The following is a 22996-nucleotide window of genomic DNA, read 5'->3' as shown; positions in this document are numbered from 1 at the left end:
GCTTACCAGCAGATGCCTTCGCTACGGGCAGCCGGGTTGGTGGTCTTGCTCATGAAGCCCACCAGGTCGATGACTTGCTTGCCGTGCGGAACGTCTTGGGCCAGCGCCCGGAACTTGTCGTCGCGGTTGCCGAGGATGATCACATCGGAGTTGTTGATGACCTGATCGAAGTCCGAGTTGAGCAGGTTGGAAACGTGCGGGATCTTTGACTCGATGTAGTCCTTGTTCGCGCCGTGGACACGGGCGTACTCGACGTTGCTGTCGTAGATGCTCAGCTGGTAACCCTTGCCGATCAGTTTCTCGGCCAGTTCCACCAGCGGGCTTTCACGCAGGTCATCGGTGCCGGCCTTGAAGCTCAAGCCAAGCAGGGCAACTTTGCGCTTGTCGTGGCTTTCGATGATGTCGAAGGCGTTCTGCACCTGGGATTCGTTGCTGCGCATCAGCGAGTTGAGCAGCGGCGCTTCGATGTCCAGGGTGCTGGCGCGGTAGGTCAGGGCACGCACGTCCTTGGGCAGGCACGAGCCGCCGAAGGCAAAGCCTGGGCGCATGTAGTACTGCGACAGGTTCAGGGACTTGTCCTGGCAGACCACGTCCATCACTTCACGGCCATCGACGCCGACGGCCTTGGCGATGTTGCCGATCTCGTTGGCGAAGGTCACCTTGGCGGCGTGCCAGACGTTGCAGGTATACTTGATCATCTCGGCCACTTCGATGTCCTTGCGGATGATCGGCGCGTCGAGTTCTTCGTAGAGCGACTGCAGGACATCGCCGCTGGCGCTGTCGAACTGGCCGATGACGGTCATCGGCGGGAAGTCGTAGTCCTTGATCGCGGTGCTTTCACGCAGGAATTCAGGGTTGACCGCAACGCCGAAGTCGACGCCGGCTTTCTTGCCCGAGCAGTCTTCCAGAATCGGGATCACCACGTTTTTCACGGTGCCCGGCAGCACGGTGCTGCGGACCACGATGGTGTGGCGGGTGGTTTTGTCACGCAGAGCGAAACCGATCTCACAGCACACCGATTCGATGTAATTGAGCTCAAGGTCGCCGTTCTTCTTGCTGGGCGTGCCGACGCAAAGCATCGACAGATCGGTGTCGCGAATGGCGGCGGCAAAGTCGGTGGTGCCGCGCAGTCGACCGCTCTTGATGCCCTGGTCCAGAAGTTCTTCCAGGCCCGGTTCAACGATCGGCGATTTGCCGCTGTTGATCAGGTCGATCTTGGCCTTGGAAATATCCACGCCCACCACTTCATGGCCGCGTGCAGACAGGCAGCCAGCACAAACAGCACCAACATAACCCAAACCAAAGATGCTGATACGCATCGCATTCACCTCATGTGTTATCACGCCGGCGTTAGTTAAAGCGCCAGACTGGGTTAATTAACCAACCGTATTCGGGCACTCGGAAGTCGTGACGCTGACGGTCACTGAGCCCGGTGCAGGCATAATAAAAGTCGAGTGCAAAGTAGTTGCACTTGTAATGGGCATACGTTGGCCGTGTTAATCGGGACGTGCCCTGGAATGTAGCCGGTCTTTATGTCAGAACGGTTTCCCGCGAGTACAGGCATTCATTTCACATTTCAGTGGTGGCTATAAGCCTTTTCAATCAACCACTCTGCGCCTTGTGGAAACACGCTTGAGACCTTTATGGCTCGGTCGTGTCGGGGATGATATTGGTGCGCCATCTCCTGAGTTTAACTTTGCGATCACTGGGGTGACGTGGAGTCAACGTGGTCTGGCATAACTTCCAGATCGTCCCGATTTGCGGTGTAGGTCATCTCTCACATGACGCTCGAGAATCGTTACGGGTAGTATGAGCGACGAGAACAGGGATAAGTTCCTGAGCGGAGCGAAGGGTGGTGAAGTTTTCTTTAATAATTATCCGGATAATCGTGCTTTCAATCTGATGGCACTTTCTGGCAGGTCCCTTTATATAAATGGCGAAGTCGGGGTGGGATGTTTTTATGCTATTACGGAAAAAAAATTTTGTCCAAATGGTAAAAAAACTAAAAAATCCGGGTGCCGTGAACCGCGTGGCGTGTGTTTGTATTTTTTTTTGGCGTCAAAAAAATATCTATTTTTGGGGCTCACTGCGGTGCGCAGAACCCGATTGTCGGGCGGTAGCTTTCACATGGGGTTGTGTGGAAATAGCTCCTGCTGATTCAGGGAGGAGGGCTGAAATAGAGTGGCCCCAGGGTTGGCAGTCGCCAATTCCTTGCCTGGAAGGACTCTATATGGACGTAAACGATTGTGGGAATGGAGAAAGCACGACGCCTCGGCAGACGGGCTCGTATGAGATCGAGCGCTATTTGATTGGCTCTGATGAATTGCACGCCGGCTGCTGGGTCGACGGTGCCACCGTGTATGGAGACCAATTCATTGACGCAAGGAAATATCCCGCCTACACGCGGCCTGTGTATGCCTATTTGAGCCATGTGGACACCCTCCGACGCTCCGGTGGAGAGGACACGGTGGTGGCGGTGGCTAAAGGACACGCAGAATTCTTCAGTCAACGGATGACTGCGCAATACAAAGTGGTCGACGGCATTGAGCGGGTCAACGTGTTGTCAGAGATCGTGACGGGGTACGCCCCGAACGAAACATGGCAGCCCTTCACGACTCAACAGCGCAGGTTGGCATTGTGTGAAACGATGCCCTATTCCATTTATCAGTTGTACATCGTGTACGCGCATTGCGTGACGTCGGCGGATGCTGCCTGTGCAGCTGCATTTGAGCAGTTTAAAGAGCGTTCCCAAGGTGCTCGTCGGGATATTATTTTTCTCTCGGCTGTTGCAACCAGCAAAGTGGTCGCTGTCAGTTCAGCGCGCGCCATCAGGCCGCAGTCCTGGGGGGAGGTGCAGCGCCGTGTTTTGATGGACGGCTATTCGGCGAGTCAAAACGCGGGTGAATGGGCATTTGACTTTTCTTCAAGCAAGAACAAATACCGGTGTTACTGATCCTGTTGGGCAACTTTTTATCAGGGCCTCGCGGTCATTGAAGATCATCTATTTGAGCAGGTAAGTGTCATGAATAATTGGGAGAAACGCTGCAAGGACATTGCCGACTTTCCATTTAAAAGGGGGTCTTACGAAATCGATAGCTTTTTATATGGGGAGGGCAAGGTACAAAAAGGCTGCATGGTCCTGGGTAACACGGTGTATGGAGATGTGACCATCGGCGGGCAGTCGTGGGCAACGTATACGGTGCCTGTCATGGCCTACCTGGTGCATGTGGATACCTTGCCCGTGCCCAATAACGTAGAGCAAACCCAGAGTGTTGATGTGACCAAAGGCTTCAGTAAGTCATTTGGTTTTCAATTGGAAGCGAGTTACTCGGTGTCGGCAGGCATTAGTGTGGTTAACGTGTCTTCGGAAATAAAAGTGGGCTTCAGCACGACCGAGACGTGGTCAAGTTCCACCACTCAGAAGCGCGAGCTGAAATTGAAGGGGCCGGGTGTCTTCAATATTTACCAGGTCCATATGGTATATGGACATTGTGCTCTCTCTGCCGGAGACCTGGTCGACCTGTTCGAATACAGCAAAGTCGGTAAGGTCGGCAATCGATCTGACTTGTATTATCTGTCGTCCATTGCACTGGACAAGCTCATTCCTGTGGCTGCCGCAGATGCCATCCGGCCGGTCAGCTGGGAAGAAATCCAGCGCGAAGTCCTTATCAAGGGGTATGACGTCGAACTTAACAGCGGCCGCTGGGGTATTGATTTTTCGGCACGCAACAATCCGTTTCGCTGTTATTGACCCTACACATTAATGCCGCGAAGCCCCTGATCCGGGCTTCGCGGCACATGTGGCCAGCGTTTCTGTACGCGATGCGGCTTGCCCTGAGTTCACACTTCAGGGTGGTCGCGCAAAAACACCAGGGTATCCGGCCTGGACTGCTCGGCACTGTAGTAGTAACCCTGAACATCAAACTGCTTGAGCTGCTCAGGGTCGTTGATGCGTTCCTGGATCACGAAGCGGCTCATCATGCCGCGCGCCTTTTTGGCGTAGAAGCTGATGATCTTGTACTGGCCGTTCTTGAAATCACGGAATTCGGTGTTGATGATCCGGGCGTTGAGCGCCGAACGCTTCACCGCTGAGAAGTACTCGGTGCTGGCCAGGTTCAGGAGAATATCGTCGCCCTGGTCGGCCAGCGCCTCGTTCAGCCACTCGCTGATGCGCGTGCCCCAGAAGGCGTAAAGGTCCTTGCCGCGGGCGTTGACCAGTTTGGTGCCCATTTCCAGACGATACGGCTGCATCAGGTCCAGCGGGCGCAGCAGGCCGTAGAGGCCCGACAGCATGCGCAGGTGATCCTGGGCGTAACTGAAGTCGTCTTCGCTGAGGGTCTCAGCGGCCAGGCCCGTGTACACATCGCCCTTGAAGGCCAGCAGTGCCTGCTTGGCGTTTTCCGGGGTGAAGGCCGGGGTCCAGCTGCCGAAACGGGCGGCATTCAGGCCAGCAAGTTTGTCGGACAGGTGCATCAGCTCACTGATTTGTACAGGCGTAAGCTCGCGCAGCTGCAGGATCAGTTCCTGGGAATGGTCCAGGTACTGCGGCTGGGTAAAGCGCTGGGTGACAGGCTTGGTGTCGAAATCGAGGGTTTTGGCGGGGGAGATCACCGTCAACATGTAAGTCGGCTCCTTTATGCGTGGCGCGGAGTTTACGGGGCAGGGCCGTCGAGCTCCAGCTATCAGGGCAATAGCGACGGTTTTCGGATGAAGGGCGCCGGGTCTATAGTGCGCAGCGAATCGGGGGGGAAATCGTGGTGCGTATTGCTGTGTTATTGCTGGCGGGCTTCTTGAGTAGCGCCGCCTGTGCTGCACCGGTGCCCGTGGCCAGTGTGGACCGCACGACCTGGCCGGAGGCCCTGAACACCCCGGCGCTGTTCGATGTGGCCTCGCGGGCCGAGATCCTGACCTTTGCCCATGCGCTGGCGCAGAGCGAAAGGCTCGACCAGACCGCACTCGCCGCGCGCCTTGGGCTGCGGCAGATCAACCTGGTGTCGATCAACAGCGTGCGCCAGGCCCTCTGGCAGCGTTTGTGGCACAACTACGACGCCGCCCAACAAAGCTGCGCGCAGGATGCCTCGTTCTGCTTTGCCATCGATGATCTGCCCAGCTTGCGCGAGCAGGCGGCCCGTTTCGAAATCGGCGCTGATTCCTTTTATGCCGGTTGGGCGCAGGCCGGGCGGGTCTTCCATGAGAGTTATCTCGACGAACTGCTGCGCAAGGCCGCGCTGTTTCCGCAGATATCCAGTGAAGTGGCGCGCTTTTCCGACCTGGAGCGCAATGGCGACGAGCTCAACGACCGGCTGTTTCTGCTGACCTTCGAAGCCGGCCCCAGCGCGGGGGACGGCAGCACTGACGGCCTTACCGATTATCTGCGCCGGCAAAAGATGAACGCAGTGTTCTTCGTGCTCGGCAACAGCGTGCAAGTTCGCCGCGAAACGACCTCGCTGCAAGCGCTTGGGGCGCTGTACAAAGGTCAGTGTGTGGGCGTGCAGGGTTGGCAATACCGCTCGCATGGCCAGTGGAAGGACTGGCAGGCCTCGGTGTTGCGCAGCGTGGCGCAGGTGCAGGGTGATTTGCCGGAGAATTTCGTGCCCCTGTTCCGGCCACCTTATGGCCAGCGTCGGGCCGATGCCCAGCCGTTCTTCAGCAGCCAGCAACTGCAGGTGGTGCTCTGGGATATCGACGCCCAGGACAACAACAACCAGATCAATGCCCAACAAGCGGGTGAGCGGGTGCTGAGCCTGATGCTGCTGTGGCGCCGCGGGGTGATCCAGCTGCATGACAGCCAGGCCAGTGCGCAGACGATTTTGCCCTGGTTGCTCAAGCAAACGGCGCAAAGCGGGATTGGTTGGGAAGACTGTCGGGATTTTGCCAGGAGGCGCTGAATAGAGGGGTTCAGCGGTTTCTGGAATAAACTTTCCAGAGAACCCGGGGCAGGTGAACTTCTGACTGTACCGGTGCTTTTCCATACCGCCAAGCGATATTCGTCAACCGGAAAAATAAACTTCAAAAAAGCGTCAAAGTGCTTTTTTTCGTCATGGTTTTTGCGGTATTACGAAGACAGACCGCCGAACCCTGCAACACAGGTGGCGTCCTGACCCGGCCCATTTTGGTTTGCAACTCTGGTCCCCCGCGACGAAACGGGACAGACCCGAGACGGCGGTCACTCCACGGCGCAGCACTGCACTGGTATTGCGTCGTCTGACCCCACAAAGGTGACCGAGTATGGATGATCAAGGACGCACCAATTCTTCCGACCAGCCAATCCTTTATGTGCTCGATACCAATGTTCTGATACACGACCCGAACGCGTTACTGAACTTCGAAGAGCACCACGTCACCATCCCGATGACGGTGCTTGAGGAGCTCGACAAGCTCAAGGACGGCAAGCACTCCGTAGCCGCCGAATGTCGCCAGGCCATCCGCCTGATCGACAAGACCCTGGGCGATGCGTCCCCCGTCGATGTCGAGCAGGGGGTTCCGATACAACGTGGCAAGAGCGGCCCCAAAGGCCTGCTGTCGATCCTGATGACGCCGCGCACCGAGCCTAACCGCCTGTTGCCCGAGCACCTGAACGACAACATCATCATCAACCAGTTGGTCGACCTGCGCGCGCGCAACAAGGACTTGAACGTTGTTCTGGTCACCAAAGACATCAACATGCGCCTCAAGGCGCGTGCCTGTGGGATCGCGGCCGAGGACTACAGTACCGACCAGTTGGTCGACGACGTAGCCCTGCTGTCGAAGGGCTATCACACAGTCACCGGTTCGTTCTGGGACCGGGTCAGCAAGGTCGAAACCCGTCAGGACCATGGTCGCACCTGGCATCAAGTGCAACTTATCGACAACCTTCCGGCGGTTCACGTCAATGAGTTCATCATTGACGAACAGGGATTCGTCGGCTGGATCAAGGGCATCAATGACTGTGAGTTGCTGGTGCTCGATCTGCACCAGGAACCGCTGCTGCACCAGGAAGCCTGGGGGCTGAAGCCGCGTGACATTCATCAGGCCCTGGCGCTGTTCGCGCTGCTGGACCCGGACATCCACCTGGTCAACCTGACCGGTGCCGCAGGCTCGGGTAAAACTATCCTCGCGCTGGCCGCGGCCATCGAGCAAACCATGGTCAGCAAACGCTACCGGCGCATTATCGCGACCCGCAGCGTGCAGGGCCTGGACCAGGAAATCGGCTTCTTGCCAGGCACCGAAGCCGAAAAAATGGAGCCTTGGCTCGGCGCTATCACCGATAACCTCGAAGCCTTGCACATGGATGACGAAAACACCCATGGCAGCGTCGATTACATCCTGCAAAAGGTCCCACTGCAGTTCAAATCCCTGAACTACATCCGTGGCCGCAGCTTCCAGCAAAGCCTGATCCTGATCGACGAATGCCAGAACCTCACTCCGCACCAGATGAAAACCATCATCACCCGTGCCGGCGCCGGTTCCAAGGTGATCTGCCTGGGTAACCTGGCACAGATCGATACCCCTTACCTGTCCGCAACCAGCTCGGGCCTGACTTACCTGACCGAGCGCTTCAAGGACTTCCCCAACGGCGTGCACATCACCCTGCAGGGCGTGCCGCGCTCGATCCTGGCCGAATACGCCGAATCGCACCTGTAATTTCACATCTGGGGCGGCCTTCGTGCCGCCCTTTTTTTGCGTGCGCCACCGCGATCTCCCGCCCTACAAGCAAGGCTGACAACCCCAATCTCACAGGCCATGGCACGTTGCAACAAATGTGGGAGCGGATTTATCCGCGAAGCGCCGCGCGGGCGGCGCTCGATTTCGGCAGCGCCGGAAAACCCAAGGCAAGCACTTGGAGCCTTGATACGGTCCTCAGGCAACCCTCTTCATTCTGATGGAGGAGGCGAGGGGGGCTGTCAGCAAGATCGTATGAGCCGTGAGAGGTGCCTGCCTTGGTTTTTTCCATTGGTCTTGAGATCGCGCGCCGCCCGCGCGGCGCATCGCGGATAAATCCGCTCCCACATTTGTTGCAACGTGCCATGGCCTGTGAAATTGGAGTTGCCAGCCTTGTTTGTTCGGCTTTATATCTGTGTGGTTTCGGTGTGGCTATCCCGCAATTGCGCGATGAACCCCGCAATTCGCGGAGGATCTTTTTTTCCCGGTGCCAAATCCTGACCCACGGGTTTACAATCGCCTCTCCTGATCAGGAGTAAGGCTGTGCTGACTCATCTCGATTCCCAAGGCCGCGCCAATATGGTCGATGTCACGGAAAAAGCCGTGACCTCGCGTGAAGCCGTGGCCCAAGCGCGTGTACGCATGCTCCCCGCAACGCTGCAGATGATTGTCGCCGGGGGCCATCCCAAGGGCGATGTGTTCGCCGTGGCGCGCATCGCCGGCATCCAGGCGGCGAAGAAAACCAGTGATCTGATCCCGCTGTGCCATCCCTTGATGCTCACCAGCGTCAAGGTTGAGCTGTCGGCCGAAGGTGAGGACTGCGTCCTGATCCTTGCCCGCTGCAAGCTGGCCGGGCAGACCGGTGTGGAGATGGAAGCGCTGACGGCGGCCAGCATCGCGGCGCTGACCATTTACGACATGTGCAAGGCGGTCGACCGCGGTATGACCATTGAGGCCGTGCGTCTGCTGGAGAAGCTGGGCGGCAAGAGCGGCCATTATCGGGCGGAGGACGTATGAAGCTGAAGGTGCTTTATTTCGCTCGTTATCGAGAGGCGGTGGGGATTGATTCGGAAATCGTCAGTGGCGACTTCCAGACCCTTGATGACCTTCGTCAGTACCTGTCCCTGCGCCACGAAGTGCTGACCGAGCAGAACCTGATGTGCGCGCGCAACGAAGAACTGTGTCAATTGGCCGAGCCGTTGGCTGATGGCGACGAAGTGGCGTTTTTCCCGACCGTGACCGGAGGCTGAGCATGGCGATCCGGGTGCAGACGGCGGCCTTTGATCCAGGTGCCGAACTCAATGCCCTGCATGCGGCCAATGTCGGCATTGGCGCGGTGGTGGGATTTGTCGGGTATGTGCGCGATTTCAACGATGGGCGCGAAGTGGCGGGGATGTTTCTCGAACATTACCCGGGCATGACCGAAAAAGCCTTGGCCAGGATCGTGGTCGAAGCCGAGCAGCGCTGGCCGCTGTTGCGGCTGGAGGTGTTACATCGGGTCGGGGCCCTGGAGCCAGGTGAGCCGATCGTGTTTGTGGGTGTGGCCAGCGCGCATCGGCAGGCGGCGTTTGAAGCCTGCGATTTTGTGATGGATTACCTCAAGACCCGGGCGCCGTTCTGGAAGAAGGAAACCACGATGGATGGGCCGCGCTGGGTGGAGGGGCGGGACAGCGATCAGGTGGCGGCGCAGCGGTGGCGCAACCCCTGAATCGGTATTGGCTTCATCGCCGGCAAGCCGTGCTCCCACAAAATGTAGGAGCGGCGGTCCGGCGTCCCGGCCTGGCCGCGATGGGCCGCGCAGCGGCCCCTTGGGCCTGTGGCATCTGCGAATCAGCTTGCGAGTGTCGGCGGTTTCAGAATCGCCGGGGCCGCTTCGCAGCCCATCGCGGCCGGGTCCGCTCCTACATGCCCGCGGTGTGCTCATTCGCGCCAGACCGCTGAGAAGCTTTTGAGGCCGTCAAGCCATCAGTGATGCTTGCGCGGCGGTGCCTTCAGCAGCTCGGTCGGCGGCATTTCACAGCTGATCTTGCGCCCGAGCAGGGCCTCGATCGCTGGCAACTGGTAGGAGTCATCTTCACCGGCAAAGCTGATCGACACACCGCTGGTGCCCGCCCGTCCGGTACGGCCGATACGGTGCACGTAGTCATCCGGGTCTTCCGGCAGGGTGAAGTTGATCACGTGGCTGATGCCGTCGATGTGAATGCCGCGGCCGGCCACGTCGGTCGCCACCAGCACGGCGATGCGGCCTTCGCGGAAGTTTTCCAGGGTTTTGATGCGCTTGTGTTGCGGCACATCGCCGGACAACTGTGCGGCATTGACGCCATCACGCAGCAGGCGTTCTTCAATCCGGCGCACTTCGTCCTTGCGGTTGGCGAAGACGATGACGCGCTCCCACTTGTTCTCGGTCACCAGGTTGTACAGCAGCTTGTACTTGTCGCTGCCGGCCACTGCGTAAACGTGTTGCGCCACGGTCTCGCTGGCGACGTTTTCCGGCTCGATCTCGACGATGGCCGGGTCTGTGGTCCACTGCTTGGCCAGGTTCATCACGTCTTCGGTGAACGTCGCCGAGAACAGCAGTGTCTGACGCTCGGTTTTCGGTGGGGTCTGGCGGATGATCTGCCGTACTTGCGGGATAAAGCCCATGTCGAGCATGCGGTCGGCTTCGTCCAGGACCAGCACTTCGACCATGTCCAGGTGCGCTTCGCCGCGCTGGTTGAAGTCCAGCAGACGGCCCGGGGTGGCGACCAGGATGTCGCAGTGGCGGGCTTCGAGGGCCTTGAGCTGCTTGTCGAAATCCATGCCGCCGACGAACGTCATCACGTTCAGACCGGTGTATTTGGTCAGAGCCGCGGCGTCCTTGGCGATCTGCACCACCAGTTCACGGGTGGGCGCGATGATCAGTGCCCGCGGCTCGCCCATGTAGCGCTCTTTGGGCGGTGGTGTCTGCTGCAGCTGGGAAATGATCGAGATCAGAAACGCGGCGGTCTTGCCGGTGCCGGTCTGGGCCCGACCAATGGCGTCTTTGCCGCGCAGCGTGTAGCCCAGCACTTGCGCCTGGATCGGCGTGCAGTACGGAAAGCCCAGATCGTGAATGGCGTGCATCACTTCTGGCGACAGCTTGAAGTCGTGGAAGCGGGTTTTGCCTTCTTGCGGTTCAACGGCGAAATCTTCGAGTTTCCAGCTTGAGGCGGCAGGCTTTGGCTTGCGCTCGCGGCGCGGGCGATCGCTGGCAGGCTCGCTGTGTGGCGCGGCCGGCGCCGGGGTTGTGCTGGCCGAAGGGGGAGCAGTGTAGGCCGGTTGCGGTTCGCGGGCAGCCGGGGCTGGCGCAGGAGCGTGTGCAGTGTCGGGCGCGAGCTGCTCAGCCTCGCTTTTTCCGAACATTTTCTTGAGTGCTTTGAGCACGGTCATCTCATCAATTGGTTAAGGAATGTACGCCGGGCAGTGTAAAGCAAGAATCGAGCGCGGCGTAGTGGATTGCTGTCGCAGCTACAGGAAGTTTCCTACTCAGCGCAAACGGTCGCTGAGCCAAACGCCGATATCGCGAATTTCTTCGGGTAACACTTCGTGCGTCATTGGGTATTCCTGCCATGTCGCGGTGACGCCCCACTGCTTGAGCTGCTCGTAGGCACTGCGGCCCATGGCGTTTTGCACCACATCGTCGTACTGGCCGTGCAGGCACAGCACCGGGATCCGCTGCTGGCTGGCGGACAGCTGCACATTTTCATTAAAGGTGGGCGCATAAGTCGACAGCGCCAGCACGCCGCCGAGCGGGCCCTGCCAGCGCAGGAAGGCAGCGTGCAGCACCACGGCGCCACCCTGGGAAAAACCGGCGAGGAAGATCCGATTCGGGTCGATGCCCGCTTCACGTTGCTTTTCGACCAGGGCAATAACGCTCTGGGCCGAGGCTTCCAGCTGCTCTTCATCAATCGAACGGGCCGGACTCATGGCCTTAATGTCATACCAACTGGGCATTGCATAGCCACCGTTGATGGTTACCGGACGGGTGGGCGCTTGGGGAAAGACGAAACGGGTGGTCTTCAGCGTCTGTAGCAGGACTTCGGCCACTGGCAGGAAGTCATAGCGATCGGCACCCAGGCCATGCAGCCAGATCACGCAGGCATCGGCTACTTTTTCAGGTTGAAGTTCGAAAAATTCTTTATTCATGGCGGGCTCCAAATAAGTGCGTACGCGCGTCAACGGTGCATCGCGTTTGGGCGCGTGGGTTCGATCCGGAAAGAAGATGTCGCAAGGCTACAAGTTTTACCCTTGACGTGCACTGAAACGCTTAAGCGTCGAGGAGTGGTACGCGCTTTGCTATGGATCTGGCCAAGTGCCCATCGTCAATTTCGACGGTAACACTATCAGCCACTCTGGCTGAGACCAAACAACGATAACGCGCCAATTGACCCATAACCAAGCCAACACCGGGTCCGATGCGCCTCATAAGGGTGCGGCGCTACAGGCTCGAACACAACAAGAGCAAACTGGAGGTTGTTGATGAAGATGTTTAAATCCACGCTGGCAGTCGTGACTGCTGCAGCAGCACTGGGCCTCAGTGGTTTTGCGCAGGCAGGCGCCACCCTCGATGCAGTTCAGAAGAAGGGTTTCGTTCAATGCGGCGTCAGTGACGGCTTGCCGGGCTTCTCGGTGCCGGATGCCAAGGGCACCATCCTCGGTATCGACGCCGATGTGTGCCGCGCCGTGGCCGCTGCGGTCTTTGGCGATGCCAGCAAGGTCAAGTTCAGCCAGTTGAACGCCAAGGAGCGTTTTACCGCGCTGCAATCGGGCGAAGTCGACGTGCTGTCGCGTAACACCACCTGGACCAGTTCCCGTGACTCGGGCATGGGCCTGGTGTTCGCCGGCGTGACCTACTATGACGGCATCGGTTTCCTGGTCAACAACAAGCTGGGCGTCAAGAGCGCCAAAGAGCTGGACGGCGCCACCATCTGCATCCAGGCCGGTACCACCACCGAACTGAACGTTTCCGACTACTTCCGCGCCAACGGCCTGAAGTACACCCCGATCACCTTCGACACCTCCGACGAAAGCGCCAAGTCGCTGGAATCCGGCCGTTGCGACGTGCTGACCTCCGACAAGTCGCAGCTTTACGCACAGCGTTCCAAGCTGGCAGCGCCGAAGGACTACGTGGTCCTGCCGGAAACCATCTCCAAGGAACCGTTGGGCCCGGTGGTACGTAAAGGCGACGAAGAATGGTTTGCCATCGTCAAGTGGACCCTGTTCGCCATGCTCAATGCCGAAGAAATGGGCGTCACCTCGAAAAACGTCGAGGCTGAAGCCAAGTCCACCAAGAACCCCGACGTTGCCCGTTTGCTCGGTGCTGACGGTGAGTACGGCAAGGACCTTAAGCTGCCGAAGGATTGGGTCGTGCAAATCGTCAAACAGGTCGGTAACTACGGCGAGGTGTTCGAGAAAAACCTCGGCAAGAGCACGCCGCTGGAGATCGACCGTGGCCTGAACGCCCTGTGGAACAACGGCGGCATCCAGTACGCGCCACCAGTGCGCTGATGGGTCCGGCCTGCGCGGGCGTCGCCCGCGCAGGCTGTTTCGTTCCTTTTCTTCGGGGCACTTCATGCAAACTAAAGTCAGCGCACCCAAGGGCTTATCCCTGAGCGATCCACGTGTGCGTGCGTGGTTGTTCCAGATCATCACGATTGTCGCGGTGGTCTCGTTGGGCTGGTACCTGTTTCACAACACCCAGACCAACCTGCAACACCGGGGCATTACCTCCGGCTTCGATTTTCTCGAGCGCAGCGCCGGCTTCGGCATCGCTCAACACCTGATTTCCTACACCGAGTCCGACAGTTACGCCCGGGTCTTCGTCATTGGCTTGCTCAACACGCTGCTGGTGACCTTTATCGGGATCATCCTGGCGACCTTGTTGGGTTTCATCGTCGGCGTTGCGCGCTTGTCACCGAACTGGATGATCAACAAGCTGGCGACCGTCTATGTCGAGACCTTCCGTAACATCCCGCCGTTGCTGCAGATCCTGTTCTGGTACTTCGCGGTGTTCCTGACCCTGCCGGGGCCGCGGGGCAGTATCAATTTCGGCGATGCCTTTTTCATCAGCAACCGCGGCCTGAACATGCCCGGCGCATCCATGGCCGAAGGATTCTGGCCGTTCGTGGTGGCGGTGCTGGTGGCGATTGCCGCCGTCATTCTCATGAACCGCTGGGCCACCAAGCGCTTCGAGGAAACCGGGCAGCCGTTCCATAAATTCTGGGCAGGCCTGGCCTTGCTGCTGGCCATTCCAGGCCTCTGCGCGATCGTGGCAGGCAGCCCCGTGCACTGGGAAGCGCCAGAACTGAAAGGCTTCAACTTTGTCGGCGGCTGGGTGTTGATCCCGGAACTGCTGGCCCTGACCCTGGCGTTGACCATCTACACTGCCGCCTTTATCGCCGAGATCGTGCGCTCGGGCATCCGCGCGGTCAGCCACGGCCAGACCGAGGCCGCCCGCTCGCTGGGCCTGCGTGAAGGGCCGACGCTGCGCAAGGTCATCATTCCCCAGGCGCTGCGGGTGATCATTCCACCATTGACCAGCCAATACCTGAACCTGGCGAAAAACTCGTCGCTGGCGGCCGGTATCGGCTATCCGGAAATGGTCTCGCTGTTCGCCGGTACCGTACTCAATCAGACCGGTCAGGCCATCGAGGTGATTGCCATCACCATGAGCGTCTACCTGGCGATCAGCATCAGCATTTCCTTGCTGATGAACTGGTACAACAAGCGCATTGCGCTGATCGAGCGGTGAGGACAAGCGCATGAGTACCCATGTTTTCAAACCCGATATGCCGCCACCGGTCAAGGCCGTGGGCGTGCTGGCCTGGATGCGGAGCAATCTGTTCTCCAGCTGGCTGAACACGCTGCTGACGCTGTTTGCGCTGTACCTGGTGTGGCTGATCGTGCCGCCGCTGTTGCAGTGGTCGATCTTCGACGCCAACTGGGTCGGCACCACTCGTGCCGACTGCACGAAGGAGGGCGCCTGCTGGGTGTTCATCCAGCAGCGCTTCGGCCAGTTCATGTACGGTTATTACCCCAGTGAATGGCGCTGGCGGGTTGACCTGACGGTGTGGCTGGCGGTGATCGGCGCGGCACCGCTGTTCATCTCGCGCTTTCCGCGCAAGCTGGTCTATGGCCTGAGCTTTCTGGTGCTGTACCCGATCATCGCCTACCTCCTGCTGCACGGTGGCCTGGGCTTGCCGCAAGTGCCGACCAGCCGTTGGGGCGGGCTGATGCTGACCCTGGTGATCGCCACGGTCGGTATCGCCGGCGCCTTGCCGCTGGGGATCCTGCTGGCGCTGGGGCGACGTTCGGATATGCCGGCCGTCAGGGTGGTGTGCGTGACCTTCATCGAGTTCTGGCGCGGGGTGCCGTTGATCACCGTGCTGTTCATGTCCTCGGTGATGCTGCCGCTGTTCCTGCCCGAGGGCATGAGCTTCGACAAGCTGCTGCGGGCCATGATCGGCGTGATCCTGTTCCAGTCGGCCTATGTGGCCGAGGTAGTGCGCGGCGGCATGCAGGCCATTCCCAAAGGCCAGTACGAAGCGGCTGCAGCCATGGGCCTGGGTTACTGGCGCAGCATGGGCCTGGTGATTCTGCCGCAAGCCCTGAAGCTGGTGATTCCCGGCATCGTCAACACCTTCATTGCCCTGTTCAAGGACACCAGCCTTGTGATCATCATCGGCCTGTTCGACCTGCTCAACAGCGTCAAGCAGGCGGCAGCCGACCCCAACTGGCTCGGCATGGCGACCGAGGGCTACGTGTTCGCGGCCCTGGTGTTCTGGATTTTCTGTTTCGGTATGTCCCGCTACTCCATGCATCTGGAGCGCAAGCTGGACACAGGCCACAAGCGTTAGGAGTGTTCTCATGAGTGAAGCGATCAAACAGCCTGTGGGCCCTGAAGGCATTATCCAGATGCAGGGCGTGAACAAGTGGTACGGCCAGTTCCACGTGCTCAAGGACATCAACCTCAATGTGCGCCAGGGCGAGCGCATTGTGTTGTGCGGGCCGTCGGGCTCGGGCAAGTCGACCACCATCCGCTGCCTCAACCGCCTGGAAGAGCACCAGCAGGGCCGCATCGTGGTCGACGGGGTGGAGCTGACCAACGACCTCAAGCAGATCGAAGCGATCCGCCGCGAAGTCGGCATGGTGTTTCAGCATTTCAACCTGTTCCCGCACCTGACCATCCTGCAGAACTGCACGCTGGCGCCGATGTGGGTGCGCAAGATGCCCAAGCGCAAGGCCGAGGAAATTGCCATGCATTACCTGGAGCGCGTGCGCATCCCGGAGCAGGCCAACAAGTACCCGGGGCAGTTGTCCGGCGGTCAGCAGCAACGGGTGGCGATTGCCCGAGCTCTGTGCATGAAGCCGAAAATCATGCTGTTCGACGAGCCGACCTCGGCGCTCGACCCGGAAATGGTGAAAGAGGTTTTGGACACCATGATCGGCCTGGCCGAAGACGGCATGACCATGCTCTGCGTGACTCACGAGATGGGTTTTGCCCGTACCGTGGCCAACCGGGTGATCTTTATGGACAAGGGCGAAATCGTCGAACAGGCAGCGCCGAACGACTTCTTTGACAACCCGCAGAATGAAAGGACCAAGCTGTTCCTGAGCCAGATTCTGCACTAACGAATCGCTGCCTGTTGTAGGAGCCGAGCTTGCTCGCGATGCAGGCGCCGCGGTGTATCTGGTAGACCGCGGCGTCTGCATCGCGAGCAAGCTCGGCTCCTACGCAAGCCAAGCCAAACCGTAGCATCAGTCCCACATTTGCTATCTCTCTCATCCCCCGCTAATCTTTCACATCCAAATTCGTCCGATGATTGGATGTTATGCCCGATACCCCCTTGCTCATCAAACGCTCGCTGGTTGATCAAGCCCTTGATCAACTGCGTCAGCGTATCGCCAACGGCACCTGGGCCGTGGGACAGAAACTGCCCACTGAACCTGAGCTCGCCGCCGAACTCGGTATCAGCCGCAACACCGTGCGTGAAGCCATGCGCGTGCTGGCCTTCACCGGCCTGATCGAAGTCCGTCAGGGCGACGGCAGTTACCTGCGTGGCTGCGTTGACCCGCTCGACACCCTCAAGGCCCTGTCACGCTGCACCCTGGAACAGGCCCGGGAAACCCGTCACCTGATCGAGGCCGAAGCCATCGGCCTGGCGGCGCTGCGGCGCACCGAGCAAGACCTGCAAGGCCTGCGCGAGGCGCTGGAGGCCAGCCGTGAGCACTTTCATGCTGACCTGGATTGCTACATCGCCTGCGACATGGTGTTTCACCGTCTCCTGATCGACGCCGCGCACAACCCGGCGCTGAGTGAGCTGTACCGCTATTTCTCAAGCGTCGTGGCGAGCGCCGTGCACCACAGCCTGAGCCAAGGCCCGCGACAGCAGCGGGTATTCGACCTGCACGTGGGCATTCTCGACGCCATCGAGCAAGGCGATGCCGAGCGCGCCAAGGCGCTCAGCCGCACGTTGATCAATGAACCCTGATACCGAGACACCCATGAACGCATCCCTCAAGCGGGCCCAGCCTGCGCCTGAACAGCTGCTGATCGACGCCGAGGCCGATGACGAGCAGGTCCAACAGCAACCCGTCCAGCTCAACCGCCCCTGGTTGCTGCTGTTGGGCCTGGTGCTGGTGGCGCTGAACCTGCGCCCGGCGCTTTCCAGCATGGCTCCGTTGCTGAGTCAGGTGTCCGAGAGCCTTGACCTGAGTGCTGCCCAAGCGGGGTTGCTGACCACCTTGCCAGTGCTCTGCCTTGGGCTTTTCGCGCCCTTGGCCCCAGTATTGGCGCGACGCTTGGGCAGCGAGCGAGTGGTGCTCCTGATCCTGTTGACACTCGCCGCGGGCATCGCCTTGCGCAGTTCGCTGGGCAGCTTCGGTGTGTTTGCCGGCAGCTTGCTGGCCGGTGCCAGCATCGGTGTGATTGGCGTACTGCTGCCCGGCATCGTCAAACGCGATTTTGCCAGACATGCCGGAACCATGACCGGCGTGTACACCATGGCCCTGTGCCTGGGCGCGGCCATGGCGGCCGGCGCCACCGTGCCGCTGAGCCAGAAACTCGGCGACAGCTGGCAGCTCGGGTTGGGCTTCTGGGTGGTACCGGCGCTGGTCGCTGCACTGTTCTGGCTGCCGCAAGCCAAACAAGGCCATGGCACCCATCAAGTGGCTTACCGGGTGCGTGGCTTGTTGCGTGACCCGCTGGCCTGGCAGGTCACCCTGTACATGGGCCTGCAGTCGTCGCTGGCCTATATCGTGTTTGGCTGGTTGCCCTCGATCCTCATTGGTCGTGGCCTGACACCGACCCAGGCGGGGCTGGTGCTGTCCGGCTCGGTGATTGTCCAACTGCTGAGCTCGCTGTCGGCGCCCTGGCTGGCCACCCGTGGCAAGGACCAGCGCCTGGCCATCGTTCTGGTGATGCTGCTGACGCTGGCGGGCCTGTTTGGCTGCCTGTATGCGCCGCTCGCAGGCCTCTGGGGCTGGGCCGTGGTGCTGGGGCTGGGGCAGGGTGGTACCTTTGCGCTGGCCTTGACCCTGATCGTGCTGCGCTCGCGCGACGCGCATGTGGCGGCCAACCTGTCGGGCATGGCCCAGGGCGTGGGCTACACCCTGGCGTCCATGGGGCCGTTCGCGGTCGGGTTGGTGCACGACATCACCGGCGGCTGGAACGCGGTGGGCTGGATCTTCGGCATCGTCGGGCTGGCGGCCATCGTCGCCGGGCTGGGTGCCGGGCGCGCGCGGCATGTGCAAGTGGTCAGCGAGCGGGTGTGAGGCTATCGTGCAGGTCATCAGGCGGCGCAGTAACCGTGTCCGACCTATGACCGAGTTGGCTTCATCGCGGGCAAGCCCGGCTCCTACAGCTTGCGCTGCCTGTAGGAGCCGGGCTTGCCCGCGAATAGGCTTCGCTCGGATTGTCCTGACCTCTGCTACCATCACCGCCTGTTCTCAAGCTCGATACCAACCTCTCCAGTGACCGATTCCCCCACCTCAAAACCCTGGTTCGTCTACCTGGTCCGCGCCGCCAACGGCTCGCTGTATTGCGGCATCAGCGACGACCCGCAACGGCGTTTTGCCTCGCACCAGAGCGGCAAGGGTGCACGCTTTTTCAGTACCAGCCCGGCGGTGGCGCTGGTGTATGTGGAAGCCTGGCCAAGCAAGGCCGAGGCACTGCGACATGAGCGCTTGATCAAGCGCTTGAAGAAAAGCGTCAAGGAAACCCTGGTAGCGTCGTACCAGCCGATCGATCCGCCTGATGAGCCAATAACTGCCTGAGTGGGTAGGCCGGTTCAGGCTGGGCGAGTAAGCTGAAACTTTCCTCCTGCCAGACGGAAGTCCTGATGAGCGAGCTGATCCTGCACCATTACCCGACCTCTCCCTTTGCGGAAAAAGCCCGGTTGCTGCTGGGCTTCAAGGGCCAGTCGTGGCGTTCTGTACTGATCTCCCCGGTCATGCCCAAGCCGGACCTGACGGCCCTCACTGGCGGTTATCGCAAGACGCCGGTGCTGCAGGTGGGGGCCGATATTTATTGCGACACCTCCCTGATCGCCCGCCGGCTTGAGCATGAAAAGGCCTTGCCTGCTCTGTTTCCCGAAGGCCAGGAAATGACCGTTGCAACTTTCGCTGCCTGGGCTGACTCGGTGGTGTTCCAGCACGCGGTCAGCCTGGTGTTTCAGCCAGAATCGGTGGCGGTGCGTTTTGCCCGACTGCCGCCGGAAGCGGTCAAGGCGTTTATCGACGACCGCAAGGCGCTGTTCAGTGGTGGCAGTGCCCAGCGCCTGTCCGCCGAGCAAGCCAGGCATCAGTGGCCGACCATCATGGCCCGGCTGGAGCAGCAGTTGCAGCGCGAGGAGGGCGACTATCTGTTTGGCGAACCGTCGATTGCCGACTTCGCCATGGCGCATCCGCTGTGGTTCCTCAAGGGCACGCCGGTCACGGCGCCATTGGTGGACGCTTATCCGGCGGTGCATGCCTGGCTCGGTCGAGTGCTGGGCTTTGGTCATGGGGCCTACAGCGAATTGAGTGCAGAGGACGCGCTGACTGTTGCACGCAACGCCACTCCTGCGGATTTGCCGGATGAAGTTTTCAGCGAACCGAATGGCTTCAGGCTCGGTGACCGGGTGGCGATTTCGGCCACAGACTATGGGGTTGATGCGGTGGAAGGAGAGTTGCTGTTCGCTGGCGTTGAAGAATTGATCCTGCGCCGGGAAGATCCGCGGGCGGGAATGGTGCATGTGCACTTTCCGCGGTTCGGGTTCAAGATCGAGGCGCGCTGAAAAATCCCTTCGCGGGCAAGCCCGGCTCCTACACGCAGATAGTAGGAGCCGGGCTTGCCCTAATGCCAGTCAGTTAAGGCACAGACTCTGTGGGAGCGGATTTATCCGCGAATCCATTCACCGCGGTTTTTCTGGCATTGCGCGGTGCCTTCATTCGCGGATAAATCCGCTCCCACATAGATCTCGCCTTAACTGACTGGCATTGGGGCTTGCCCGCGAATAAGGGCACCGCGGTTTTCCAGGCACTGCGCGTCATCGTTTATCGCCGCGAAGCTTTTTAATCCTTGCGGCGCTTGAGCTGGTCAGTCAGCTGGGTCGGCAAGCCTTTGATGATCAACGTCCCCGCTTCCTCGTCATACTCGATTTTCGAGCCCAGCAAGTGCGCCTCGAAGCTGATCGACAAGCCCTCGGCGCGGCCGGTGAAGCGGCGGAACTGGTTGAGGGTGCGCTTGTCGGCCGGGATCTCTGGCGACAGGCCGTAATCCTTGTTGCGGATATGGTCGTAGAAGGCCCGGGGACGGTCTTCGTCGATCAACCCGGACAGCTCCGTCAGGGTCACCGGCTCACCCATCTTGGCCTGGCCTGTGGCGTATTCCACCAGGGTCTGGGTTTTCTCGCGGGCGGCTTCTTCGGGCAGGTCTTCGCTTTCGACAAAGTCGCTGAAGGCCTTGAGCAGGGTGCGGGTTTCCCCCGGGCCGTCGACGCCTTCCTGGCAGCCGATAAAGTCACGGAAGTACTCCGAGACCTTCTTGCCGTTCTTGCCCTTGATGAACGAGATGTACTGCCTGGAGTTCGGGTTGTTCTGCCACTCGGAAATATTTATCCGTGCCGCCAGGTGCAGCTGGCTCAAGTCCAGGTGGCGGGAGGGTGTGACATCCAGTTCGGCGTTCACCGCCACGCCTTCGCTGTGGTGCAGCAGGGCGATGGCCAGGTAATCGGTCATGCCTTGCTGATAGTGGGCGAACAGCACATGCCCGCCCACCGACAGGTTGGATTCTTCCATCAGCTTTTGCAGGTGCTCCACGGCCACGCGGCTGAAGGCAGTGAAGTCCTTGCCGGCGTCCAGGTATTCCTTGAGCCAGCCGCTGAAAGGGTGGGCGCCGGATTCGGCATGGAACAGGCCCCAGGCTTTGCCCTGTTTGGCGTTGTAGCTGTCGTTGAGGTCGGCGAGCAGGTTTTCAATGGCCGCCGACTCGGCCAGTTCCGAGTCGCGGGCATGCAGCACAGCGGGGGTGCCGTCGGGTTTCTTGTCGATCAGGTGGACGATGCAATGACGGATCGGCATGGGTTTCTCGGCTGAAAATGGGCTGATGGCGGCCAACGCGGTGCCGCGCGACAAAGGCGCCAAGTGTAGCGCATCGGCCGTGTGCATGGGCCCGGGCCGGGGTTGTGCATGCTTTTTGAGCGTTTTTTGTTCGTTTGTGTGCGAAACCTGAACAAATGGCCAGGATGAGGCGGATATTTATCCGCTCCTATGGTAGTTTTGCGCGGTCTTGCGCTGTACAGCGGCGTATAGCTTGCAGTCTGCATCTGCCTCGTCGAACCAAACGCGGTTTTCAGTATCTACATCCCCGATTGGCGTGGCTTTAACCCGGATTGCCAACCATCGGCAGGTCCGGCTTCGATGACTGACGTTGCACACTGCAATCCAACTGAATTTGATAGGGAAGGAACACCACCATGGCATTGACCAAAGACCAACTGATCGCCGATATCGCTGAAGCTATCGACGCGCCGAAAACCACCGCGCGTAACGCTCTGGAGCAACTGGGCCAGATCGTTGCCGATCAACTGGAAAATGGCGCTGAAATCACTTTGCCAGGCATTGGCAAACTGAAAGTCTCCGAGCGTCCTGCCCGCACCGGCCGTAACCCTTCGACTGGCGCAGCCATCGAAATCGCTGCCAAGAAAGTCGTCAAGTTTGTGCCAGCCAAAGTGCTGACCGACTCTGTAAACAAGTAATTGTAAGCAGATTCGAATACCGCGCCTGAGTCAGCTCAAGGCGCGGTTTTTTTAGGCCTGTGGTTTGGCCCAGCGTACTTGCCGCCAGGCCTGACGGGCCTGTGGGTCATGGAAGGTCCAGGCCACGAAGCGGCTCTGCTTCTGACCCTGACCCATCTCCACCACGCAGCTGTGCTGCACGCCGGCCTTCTTCAAGGCGGCCTGGATAGCCGGCAGGTTCGAGGCTTTCGACACCAGCGTGCTGAACCACAAGACCTGCTTGCCCAACTGCACGCTTTCGCTGATCAACTGGCTGACAAAGCGGATCTCGCCGCCTTCGCACCAGAGTTCGTTGTTCTGGCCGCCAAAATTCAGCACGGGCAGTTTGCGCTTGGGGTCGGCCTTGCCCAGTGCCCGCCACTTGCGCTGACTGCCGCGGGTGGCTTCTTCGCGCGAGGCGTGGAAGGGCGGGTTGCAGAGGGTGACGTCGAAGCGCTCGTCCTCCTTCAGCAGGTCCAGCAGGATGTGCTTGCGGTGGGCCTGTTGGCGCAAACCGATGGCCTTGGCCAGGCCGTTGGCCTGAACGATCGCTTGGGCCGCTGCCAATGCCACCGGGTCGATGTCGGAGCCGACAAAACGCCAGCGGTAGTCGCTGTGGCCCAGCAAAGGATAGATGCAGTTGGCGCCCACGCCCACGTCCAGGGCCTGGATCATGGAGCCGCGCGGAATCTCGCCACCATTTTCGTCAGCCAGCAGGTCGGCGAGAAAGTGCAGGTAGTCGGCGCGGCCCGGAATCGGCGGGCACAGGTAGTCTGCCGGTATGTCCCAATGGGCGATGCCGTACTGGGCCTTGAGCAGGGCGCGGTTGAACACCCGGACGGCCTCGGGGTTGGCGAAGTCGATGCTGGGTTTGCCGTAGGGGTTGGTGATGACGAAGCGGCCCAGGTCCGGGCTGCTCTTGATCAGTTGCGGGAAGTCGTAGCGGCCCTGATGGCGGTTGCGCGGGTGCAGGGTCGGTTTGTTGGGTGTGGTCATGTTGGTGTCCCGTCAAAAGCATCGCGGCGGTGCGGCGACCCGACAAGCCCTGCTCCTACAAACATAGGAGCAGGGCTTGTCGGGTC

23 protein-coding genes are annotated in these 22996 nt (G+C 60.0%); 17 read left to right on the top strand and 6 right to left on the bottom strand.

Annotation, left to right across the window (positions count from 1 at the left end):
* Positions 1–2: 2 nt before the first annotated feature.
* A complete protein-coding gene (locus tag GUY40_RS24660; protein WP_166571522.1) occupies positions 3–1319 on the bottom strand; it encodes a nucleotide sugar dehydrogenase in 1317 nt (438 codons plus the stop codon).
* A gap of 490 nt (positions 1320–1809) precedes the next feature.
* Between GUY40_RS24660 and GUY40_RS24655 the strand changes: the two genes are divergently transcribed.
* From GUY40_RS24655 to GUY40_RS24645, 3 genes are all read left to right on the top strand, one after another.
* Complete coding sequence (locus GUY40_RS24655) at positions 1810–2157, top strand: hypothetical protein (protein WP_166571521.1); 348 nt, start codon at positions 1810–1812, stop codon at positions 2155–2157.
* A gap of 73 nt (positions 2158–2230) precedes the next feature.
* A complete protein-coding gene (locus GUY40_RS24650; protein WP_166571520.1) occupies positions 2231–2953 on the top strand; it encodes a monalysin family beta-barrel pore-forming toxin in 723 nt (240 codons plus the stop codon).
* A 69-nt stretch (positions 2954–3022) separates the two neighbouring features.
* The gene (locus tag GUY40_RS24645) at positions 3023–3751 is read left to right on the top strand and encodes a monalysin family beta-barrel pore-forming toxin (protein ID WP_166571519.1); all 729 of its coding nucleotides are present in this window, start codon (positions 3023–3025) and stop codon (positions 3749–3751) included.
* A gap of 89 nt (positions 3752–3840) precedes the next feature.
* Here GUY40_RS24645 and yaaA read toward each other — a convergent pair whose 3' ends face one another.
* Positions 3841–4620, bottom strand: coding sequence for a peroxide stress protein YaaA (gene yaaA / locus GUY40_RS24640; RefSeq protein ID WP_166571518.1), 780 nt, complete (start codon positions 4618–4620; stop codon positions 3841–3843).
* 137 nt (positions 4621–4757) lie between these two features.
* Between yaaA and GUY40_RS24635 the strand changes: the two genes are divergently transcribed.
* The 5 genes from GUY40_RS24635 to moaE all read left to right on the top strand — a co-directional run bounded on the left by GUY40_RS24635 (position 4758) and on the right by moaE (position 9349).
* Positions 4758–5888, top strand: coding sequence for a polysaccharide deacetylase family protein (locus tag GUY40_RS24635; RefSeq protein WP_166571517.1), 1131 nt, complete (start codon positions 4758–4760; stop codon positions 5886–5888).
* A 340-nt stretch (positions 5889–6228) separates the two neighbouring features.
* The gene (locus tag GUY40_RS24630; protein ID WP_166571516.1) at positions 6229–7623 is read left to right on the top strand and encodes a PhoH family protein; all 1395 of its coding nucleotides are present in this window, start codon (positions 6229–6231) and stop codon (positions 7621–7623) included.
* Positions 7624–8184: 561 nt separating this feature from the next.
* Positions 8185–8658 (top strand): cyclic pyranopterin monophosphate synthase MoaC, encoded by a 474-nt coding sequence (moaC, locus tag GUY40_RS24625; RefSeq protein ID WP_166571515.1) that lies wholly within the window; start codon positions 8185–8187, stop codon positions 8656–8658.
* Entirely contained in the window at positions 8655–8891 is a 237-nt protein-coding gene (locus tag GUY40_RS24620; protein WP_166571514.1) for a MoaD/ThiS family protein, read from the top strand. The genes moaC and GUY40_RS24620 overlap by 4 nt, the downstream gene beginning before the upstream one ends.
* 2 nt (positions 8892–8893) lie before the next feature.
* A complete protein-coding gene (gene moaE / locus GUY40_RS24615) occupies positions 8894–9349 on the top strand; it encodes a molybdopterin synthase catalytic subunit MoaE (RefSeq protein WP_166571513.1) in 456 nt (151 codons plus the stop codon).
* A gap of 257 nt (positions 9350–9606) precedes the next feature.
* On the opposite strand, the gene rhlB is transcribed toward moaE, so the two are convergent.
* Positions 9607–11043, bottom strand: coding sequence for an ATP-dependent RNA helicase RhlB (gene rhlB / locus GUY40_RS24610; RefSeq protein WP_371924961.1), 1437 nt, complete (start codon positions 11041–11043; stop codon positions 9607–9609).
* Positions 11044–11145: 102 nt separating this feature from the next.
* The gene (locus tag GUY40_RS24605) at positions 11146–11805 is read right to left on the bottom strand and encodes an alpha/beta hydrolase (RefSeq protein ID WP_166571511.1); all 660 of its coding nucleotides are present in this window, start codon (positions 11803–11805) and stop codon (positions 11146–11148) included.
* A 333-nt stretch (positions 11806–12138) separates the two neighbouring features.
* Here GUY40_RS24605 and GUY40_RS24600 point away from each other — a divergent pair, with 333 nt between their 5' ends.
* The 8 genes from GUY40_RS24600 (at position 12139) to GUY40_RS24565 (ending at position 19934) form a co-directional block, all read left to right on the top strand.
* Entirely contained in the window at positions 12139–13167 is a 1029-nt protein-coding gene (locus GUY40_RS24600; RefSeq protein ID WP_166571510.1) for an amino acid ABC transporter substrate-binding protein, read from the top strand.
* A 64-nt stretch (positions 13168–13231) separates the two neighbouring features.
* Positions 13232–14410 carry an amino acid ABC transporter permease gene (locus tag GUY40_RS24595; RefSeq protein WP_166571509.1) on the top strand — a complete coding sequence of 393 codons (1179 nt, stop codon included), beginning with the start codon at positions 13232–13234 and terminating at the stop codon, positions 14408–14410.
* A gap of 10 nt (positions 14411–14420) precedes the next feature.
* Complete coding sequence (locus tag GUY40_RS24590; protein ID WP_166571508.1) at positions 14421–15515, top strand: amino acid ABC transporter permease; 1095 nt, start codon at positions 14421–14423, stop codon at positions 15513–15515.
* Positions 15516–15525: 10 nt separating this feature from the next.
* Positions 15526–16290, top strand: a complete 765-nt coding sequence (locus tag GUY40_RS24585) for an amino acid ABC transporter ATP-binding protein (RefSeq protein ID WP_166571507.1) — start codon at positions 15526–15528, stop codon at positions 16288–16290.
* A gap of 200 nt (positions 16291–16490) precedes the next feature.
* The gene (locus GUY40_RS24580) at positions 16491–17150 is read left to right on the top strand and encodes a FadR/GntR family transcriptional regulator (protein ID WP_166571506.1); all 660 of its coding nucleotides are present in this window, start codon (positions 16491–16493) and stop codon (positions 17148–17150) included.
* Entirely contained in the window at positions 17140–18432 is a 1293-nt protein-coding gene (locus tag GUY40_RS24575) for an MFS transporter (protein ID WP_166571505.1), read from the top strand. The genes GUY40_RS24580 and GUY40_RS24575 overlap by 11 nt, the downstream gene beginning before the upstream one ends.
* A 198-nt stretch (positions 18433–18630) precedes the next feature.
* Positions 18631–18933 (top strand): GIY-YIG nuclease family protein, encoded by a 303-nt coding sequence (locus GUY40_RS24570; RefSeq protein ID WP_371924960.1) that lies wholly within the window; start codon positions 18631–18633, stop codon positions 18931–18933.
* Positions 18934–18998: 65 nt separating this feature from the next.
* Positions 18999–19934 carry a glutathione S-transferase family protein gene (locus tag GUY40_RS24565; protein WP_166571504.1) on the top strand — a complete coding sequence of 312 codons (936 nt, stop codon included), beginning with the start codon at positions 18999–19001 and terminating at the stop codon, positions 19932–19934.
* A 277-nt stretch (positions 19935–20211) separates the two neighbouring features.
* Here GUY40_RS24565 and yejK read toward each other — a convergent pair whose 3' ends face one another.
* Positions 20212–21219: a nucleoid-associated protein YejK gene (gene yejK / locus GUY40_RS24560; protein ID WP_166571530.1), complete on the bottom strand. Its 1008-nt coding sequence runs from the start codon at positions 21217–21219 to the stop codon at positions 20212–20214.
* Positions 21220–21614: 395 nt separating this feature from the next.
* Here yejK and GUY40_RS24555 point away from each other — a divergent pair, with 395 nt between their 5' ends.
* Positions 21615–21896: an HU family DNA-binding protein gene (locus GUY40_RS24555; RefSeq protein ID WP_166571503.1), complete on the top strand. Its 282-nt coding sequence runs from the start codon at positions 21615–21617 to the stop codon at positions 21894–21896.
* 51 nt (positions 21897–21947) lie between these two features.
* On the opposite strand, the gene rlmF is transcribed toward GUY40_RS24555, so the two are convergent.
* Positions 21948–22910, bottom strand: a complete 963-nt coding sequence (gene rlmF, locus GUY40_RS24550; RefSeq protein WP_166571502.1) for a 23S rRNA (adenine(1618)-N(6))-methyltransferase RlmF — start codon at positions 22908–22910, stop codon at positions 21948–21950.
* Positions 22911–22996: the final 86 nt, after the last annotated feature.

The organism is Pseudomonas sp. R5(2019), from assembly GCF_009905435.1.
Taxonomy (GTDB): Bacteria; Pseudomonadota; Gammaproteobacteria; order Pseudomonadales; family Pseudomonadaceae; genus Aquipseudomonas.
The sequence above is the reverse complement of the archived record's forward strand: the minus strand, read 5'-3'. Positions and strand labels throughout refer to the sequence as shown.